The sequence below is a fragment of the Exiguobacterium sp. A1_3_1 genome, from assembly GCF_048985645.1.
GTDB classification, from domain to species: Bacteria; Bacillota; Bacilli; order Exiguobacteriales; family Exiguobacteriaceae; genus Exiguobacterium_A; species Exiguobacterium_A indicum.
In genome coordinates, this window is the sequence record NZ_WBYY01000181.1 from 1 (window position 1) to 6,381 (window position 6,381).

Sequence of the window (6,381 nt, forward strand, 5' to 3'; positions counted from 1 at the left end):
CATTTCGACGTCGAAATGTTTACAAGTTATTTTCTTTGTATACATATCATTTCTTTTTTTAATGTCTTTTGATTGATAAAAATTATTGAAAACCAAACAACCGTATGCCATGATGAATAAAGAAAGGGGAGAGATGATGAATATTATGACGTTTTACATATCAAAAGGAGGATCCGGAAAGACAACTTGTTCGCTAAATATGGGTCATGCCCTTGGAGAGCTCGGATATCGAACTCTTCTCGTCGACTTAGATCCCCAAGGATCGTTAAGTAAGTTGATGCTGAAAGTGTCGGATACGATTCAATACATGACACTGTACGACGTCCAATCTAAAGGATTAGCAATAGAAGAGATCTTATTTGATGATGAAAAACATAATATCAGTCTTCTTCCCTCCAATGAACGAAATGCACGCTTAATCAATTTAATATCTGAACAAGATAAGATTTTTCTATTAAAGGACTTATTAGCACCTCTTGCCGATGAGTTTGATTGGATCATTCTGGATTCAGTCCCTTCGATCAACGAACTCTCAAAAGTCGTCTTGTCGTGCGCAGACCATGTGGTCATTCCATTTATGCCGAAAAAGCTCGTATTTGATCAGTTAGGAAGTACAGTTCGAACGATTCGACAAGTGAAGAAGTATTATAACGCTTCACTTGAGCTAACAGGCATTATGCCAGTAGCACTCGATCTTGGTTTAAAAGGGGATCGCGAATATGCAGAAGCGATGGAGCAATTAGCAACAGCTGAACAATTACATGTGCTCCCATCTATACGACGTGCTGCTTTTATTGAGAAGGCAGCAGATAGCGGAAAGAGTGTTTTACAGTACAAGTCGAAAGAAGGCATCGAACTGGCACAACCGTTTCGTGAGCTAGCACTCTTGATGACAGGAGGACCGAAACATGAAAGCACGGAATAAACAAATTCATAAAGTCAGACCGCAGGATCAACATCCTTATCGGAGTGGATTGACCGATTTGAGTTCCGTCGTGCAGAAATTACCCGTTTCTCGTGATTTGGAGAACCTTGCTGTCGAAATTAAAGAGTTAGCGAAGATTCAAACGATCTCCGTTTTCGAGATTGGTAAGCGTTTGTCGATTGCTAAATCCGAGATGCACGATCAACAAGAATGGCGTACGTTTTTAGAAGTGGTCAACATGTCAACTTCACTCGCTTCCCGTTACGTCAAAGCATTTGACACACTAGAACCATTTGAAGAACAACTTCAAACGTTACCGGCATCCAAAGTATTTGAATTGATGTATGTCGATGATCCAGAAGACATTGTATTAAATGGACTTCCGATAGAAGAGGGAAGAAAGTCGCTCGAACAAGCAACCGTCCGAGAAATCCGTGCTGCTCGATCAACGACACCTAAAGTAAAAGTCAAATCGTTTCAACAACCGGAAGTGACATCGACTGTCCTTTCTACACGAGTTCCGACAGAAACATCAGAACAGATTCATGTGCTTGCTCGTGCTAAAGGGCTCAGCATTAGTGAATACATTTCAAAGATGATTGAAGAGACAATTCAGCGGGACATTATTAAAGATCAAAGTGAGATCGTGGAAGGAGAGAAGGAACAGTGAAAAAAATTGCCTTATATAATCGAAAGGGTGGCGTCGGAAAATCGACAACCACGATTAATCTAGCCCACGCGTATGCACGCCAAGGATTGCGCGTCCTCGTCATTGATGCAGATGACCAAGCATCGACGACGAATGGACTAGGCTTAACGGATGATTACGATGGAAAAGTGCTCCTTGATTGTCTGATTGAAGAATACGATCCCTTGTACGCGCCGATTGAACAAGTGATTGTTACCTGTGATTATGAACTAGGGACAATTCACCTAGTACCAACGCGTCGCTCTGCCTCTCCTACCGGACTGACGAGTCAGATGGGATATGAATACCGCTTGATTGAAGAACTAACGCGAATCGAAGACTTGTTTGATATTTGTTTGATTGATTGCCCAGGATCGACGTCAGCTTTAAATCCATATGCGCGTTGTGCTCTCGTTGCGCAAGATCGGATCGTCATGCCGGTACAGATGCAGAAATTCTCGATGGATGCTGTCTATACAGCTCCGGAAGAGTTAGAAGAAATGAGACACGGATACAAGGAAGATATTCATATCTCAGCGTTTATTCCAACAATGGTGAATGCGCGCTCTAAAGGAGATATGACGACTGTGGACGAGTTAAAGGAGTTAGGGGAAGAAGTTGGAATTCCTGTACTAACGACAATCCCATACATCGTAAAAATCCAATCCTTACAACGAGAAGCACGTCCTGTTCTTGACCATAAGAGTCCAGCAACTGATGCTTACTTACAGTTAGCAGAGGAGGTACTTGCCCTATGAGCAGTCGACGTAAAAAAGGACAAGCAACGTTCAAAAGCTTTCAGAGCACAGTAGCTGAAAAACTTGTTCAAGAAGAGAGCACAGAAGCGTTACGAGAAGAGCAAGTCGAAGCGGTGAAGAAGTTTGCTGCGCCTGCTATGTCAAATCCGTATCAGTCGCTTCCAGCTGTCGGTTTATCACGTGTGCTATCAAAACGTCTTCCGGAAGACATGGAAGGTATTATTCAGTACTACAATCATATTGATACAATCCAAGCAACAAGTTTTGTTGAGAAGTGTCGTATTCTAGCCCATGCAAATGAAGTATTCCGTGATGGTGAAACTAAAAAGGCGTTTCAACAGGAGCAAGGAAGTTGGAAAGATTTTTTAAATCATATTGGAATGTCTCAACCTCAAGTCAGTCGTTTTATTTCATTTTGGAATGTGTTTGGACCAACGATCTTAGACAAGGCGATTCAACATGACTTCAGTGCTTCTAAATTAGCTGAACTATTAACATGGCCAGAAGATCCAAAAATCGCGTTGCTCGAAGAGCGAAAGTATAAGATAAAAGATGGAGAGTTCACGGTCTACGAAATGACACGTGAGCAATTGCGTGAAGTAAAAAAAATGTTAAATGAGCGGAAAGAACAAAATGTTATTGATGCAGCTCCTTTACAGCCAAAACCAGCACGTGTGCATGTAGATTTTTCTGACAAAAATGATCCATTGTACCAAACGCTGAAAAAGCGAGCGCAAGATCAAGGAATGAAACCTGATCAAATCATACGAGCAGCGTTGGAGCAATACTTACGCACGTAATTAAATGACAAAGACCGTCCTACGTCTTAGTAGAACGGTCTTTTGATAATTTCAGCTTAATCGATTACTCATTTTTACTATCGAGAGATGATTGTGTACGCTCTCGTAAAACAGCTAGCTCAACTTGTTCGTGAAGTCGACGTTCAAACGATTCTTGATCCCGCTGCGCAATGGTCAACGCTAGCGATAGTTTTCGATTTTCTTCTTCTAACTGCTCGGAACGCTCGGTACGTGCTTTCAATTCATCGATTCGATCAGTTAAAGCTTTGTTTTGGCGATACAAGTGATCGCGTTCTTCCTCAAGTTTAGTAATATTTCCTTCCAAATGAAATACTTCTCGTTTTAATGAAGTAATTTCTTCCTTTTTAGATACTTCTAATTTTTCTTGTTGTTGTCTTATCTGAACTAACTCATTTTCTGTCTGTTCCAGTTTTGCTTTCATGTCTTGAAGTTCTTGCTGATGATTAGAGACTTTTTCTTCGTATTCTGCTTCTATGTTTTCTTTTGCTTGGAGCACTTCTGACTCTAACTTAGTAACTGTATCTAAGTGCCGAGATTGAATGCGTTGATTTTCGTATTGGAACGCTTCAAGACGTGCTGCACGTTCTTGAAAGAGAAGCGTAATCTGCTTGAGCGATGATTCTAATACAGCATCCTCTTCACTGAGTTTCGGATCAATCTCTCTTTGTTCAGCAAGTACAATAAACTCTTCAAATAACTGATTGGTTGTAATTTGACGTCCTTTTAATAATTCACCAATTTTTTCAGTAACTTCTTCAGAAAGACGAAACGATTTATTTTTCATTTCATTGGATGACATATATATCCCTCTTTCAACTTAAATATTTATAGATAGTATATCATGAGCTTATTTGACTCAATTCACTAAAAAGAAATTATCATAAGAGCGAGTTGAAATTCATTATAAAAATGAAAACTGCAGTGAAATTATTTTTAGTCATCTTACATAAATTTATATAAGTAACAGATATTACGTTCAACGGTATTTCGACATCGAAAGTATACAAATCAATTTATTTTAAATATGGAGCATCTATAGCTTAAAAGTGGTTTCTTTTAATCTGCTAAATAGCTTATGATTCACCATCATCGCGTTCTGAGTATTAACAAAAATACAGCCTATATCAAAAAATGATAAGGTGGAAGGATTATCCATACAAATAGCACAATAATCGATATACTAATGATTAAGAGATGAACTCGATAAATAATAATAAGTTGTCTCTATATTTAAATTGAGGTGATATGTATGGTATCCGTCACACAACGCATTCAAGCAATTAAAAAAAGTGACTCTGTTAAGCAACCAAGAGGTGGTTATATTCCTCCAAAAATATTTAATAAACGATGTTTTGAAGATGGAATTGAACTATCTTTAAATGAGAACATCCATCCAACGCTTATTGGCATTGTCGTAGATTATTTGACGCGCTTTTGCCAAGGTGATGATAAGGCCTTTGTTTCTCCTATGAATGGGGCATTGGTCGTAAAAGATCTTGAGTATGCATCAGAACTACGATCGGAGATACACGGGTTAGATGAAGAATCGATTTTTAATGCGTGTAGATTATGCGGATATGAGAGCTTAGCACGTGCTGCGAAAAATACGTATAAACCTGTCCAAACGATTAATCCAGACGATGAAACGATTCAGAATATCAAAACAATGGTAATGAGAAGTCTACATTTTTTTGAAGAATATGGGCCGGTCAATCAAGAAAAAATTATTTTTGAAGGTGGGTATACAGATATTATCACTAAGGGAGATGCGGATTATTTAACTCCGCATGCTCTATGGGAAATGAAAGTTTCAAAAAATAGTCCTACTATCGAACATACATTGCAACTGCTGATCTATTATTTAATGGGATGTCGATCAAAACTTAAAGACCATTTTGTTGGGTTATCCGAATTAGGAGTATTCAATCCTCGACTAAATACAATGTACACTTTAGCTATCAATACAATTGACTCTGAAACGATTGAAGCTGTATCGAGACATGTCATTGGTTATTCAAACTAAGGTAGATGTCTAAGTTATCAATTTATTTTAATCTATATGAGTATTATAAGTGTATTAAAATACACGGTAAGTTGAGGTGAATAAGAATTGTCGAATGTAGACACACTGTTTCAATTGTTTTTGAGTAGTATTAAAGAAGACAATCGATTATGGAAAAATGAATACCTAGTTTCAGAAATTGGAGAAAAACTTTATGATTTAACTAGAGGGAGTTATAAGACCGCTTCTTTCAACTATGCAATGACTAGCTTGTTTAGTAGACAAAAAAGTCGGGATTACTTTATTTTAAAGAATAAAAACCTACATTCCGAATTTACACGTTTAGCTATCGATGCTAATAGAAATAACTCAAGTTGGAAAACCGTTTATGGAACAGAAAAAGTAAGAATTAATCCATATTATTTAATAAATCTTTTCCCGTATTCAAAAGGCGATAGCATTCGAATATTACCAATGTCTAATAAAGACTTAACATTTAGAGATAAAACTACTGCAGAAGTTCAAATATGGTTTCAACATACACTCCCTTCTGAACTGTATCAATTTAAAACTGGAATGAATATAGAACGGGGATCTCTTGTATTATTTCAGTGGAACTCTCACTTAATTGCTTCTGCCGTTTTAGAAGAAGTAATTAAATATTCTTCTCCAACCCAAAACGGTTATACGGGTAGCTATAGGTTTTTTCCTTCTTCAATAGCTACATTTATTCCTATTAACCTTCAGGAGGTTCAACAATCTGGCATTCATCTAAACAAATTTAGTAATGCTAAAAGAATAATTAACACTTTGTATTTTTACAATATGATGTGCTTACTTTTATCCAAAGAAATCACATTTACATCCCTAAGCAAATTAGAGGATCAAGAGGCAATGGAACGTATTGAACTGCCACATCGTGATCCTGAAGATGAAGATATTCCAGTTCAACGGATCAGAATAAATAATATGAAATCAAATCAAAAGTGGGTCAGAAGTAAATCTATTGTCAAAAAGGCTTTAACTGCTTCCGACTATACTTGTGAATATGATGCATTACACCAGAACTTTATTTCTAAAGTGACAAATAAAAATTATGTCGAAGCACACCATCTAATACCAATGGAGTTTCAAGACGAATTCGAGTATAGCTTAGATGCTGTCTCTTATACACATCTCCGAGCCCA

Annotated in this window: 6 protein-coding genes and 1 pseudogene; 6 read left to right on the plus strand and 1 reads right to left on the minus strand. The window is 37.5% G+C overall.

What is annotated here, in order from left to right; translation table 11 throughout:
* Window positions 1-136 precede the first annotated feature (136 nt).
* Genes F8N00_RS15295 through F8N00_RS15310 form a run of 4 tightly spaced genes read left to right on the plus strand, consistent with a single transcriptional unit; the run spans window position 137 to window position 3,171 of the window.
* Window positions 137-925 carry a ParA family protein gene (locus F8N00_RS15295; protein ID WP_421018512.1) on the plus strand — a complete coding sequence of 263 codons (789 nt, stop codon included), beginning with the start codon at window positions 137-139 and terminating at the stop codon, window positions 923-925.
* Window positions 909-1,595: a DUF3102 domain-containing protein gene (locus F8N00_RS15300; RefSeq protein ID WP_214749198.1), complete on the plus strand. Its 687-nt coding sequence runs from the start codon at window positions 909-911 to the stop codon at window positions 1,593-1,595. Before F8N00_RS15295 ends, F8N00_RS15300 begins: the two co-directional genes overlap by 17 nt.
* Window positions 1,592-2,371 carry a ParA family protein gene (locus F8N00_RS15305; RefSeq protein ID WP_214749195.1) on the plus strand — a complete coding sequence of 260 codons (780 nt, stop codon included), beginning with the start codon at window positions 1,592-1,594 and terminating at the stop codon, window positions 2,369-2,371. Before F8N00_RS15300 ends, F8N00_RS15305 begins: the two co-directional genes overlap by 4 nt.
* Complete coding sequence (locus tag F8N00_RS15310; protein ID WP_214749193.1) at window positions 2,368-3,171, plus strand: hypothetical protein; 804 nt, start codon at window positions 2,368-2,370, stop codon at window positions 3,169-3,171. The genes F8N00_RS15305 and F8N00_RS15310 overlap by 4 nt, the downstream gene beginning before the upstream one ends.
* Before the next feature lie 64 nt (window positions 3,172-3,235).
* On the opposite strand, the gene F8N00_RS15315 is transcribed toward F8N00_RS15310, so the two are convergent.
* Entirely contained in the window at window positions 3,236-3,991 is a 756-nt protein-coding gene (locus F8N00_RS15315) for a hypothetical protein (protein ID WP_214749191.1), read from the minus strand.
* Window positions 3,992-4,441: 450 nt separating this feature from the next.
* Between F8N00_RS15315 and F8N00_RS15320 the strand changes: the two genes are divergently transcribed.
* Together F8N00_RS15320 and F8N00_RS15325 are read left to right on the plus strand one after the other, a co-directional pair.
* Window positions 4,442-5,215 (plus strand): hypothetical protein, encoded by a 774-nt coding sequence (locus F8N00_RS15320; protein ID WP_214749188.1) that lies wholly within the window; start codon window positions 4,442-4,444, stop codon window positions 5,213-5,215.
* Between the two features lie 87 nt (window positions 5,216-5,302).
* Window positions 5,303-6,381, plus strand: a pseudogene (locus F8N00_RS15325) (hypothetical protein); the annotation flags it as partial.

Bases quoted from the DNA above. Each gene is read 5' to 3' on its own strand.
- F8N00_RS15315 (WP_214749191.1), bottom strand. From the start codon at position 3,991: ATGTCATCCAATGAAATGAAAAATAAATCGTTTCGTCTTTCTGAAGAA.
- F8N00_RS15320 (WP_214749188.1), top strand. From the start codon at position 4,442: ATGGTATCCGTCACACAACGCATTCAAGCAATTAAAAAAAGTGACTCT.
- F8N00_RS15295 (WP_421018512.1), top strand. From the start codon at position 137: ATGAATATTATGACGTTTTACATATCAAAAGGAGGATCCGGAAAGACA.
- F8N00_RS15300 (WP_214749198.1), top strand. From the start codon at position 909: ATGAAAGCACGGAATAAACAAATTCATAAAGTCAGACCGCAGGATCAA.
- F8N00_RS15310 (WP_214749193.1), top strand. From the start codon at position 2,368: ATGAGCAGTCGACGTAAAAAAGGACAAGCAACGTTCAAAAGCTTTCAG.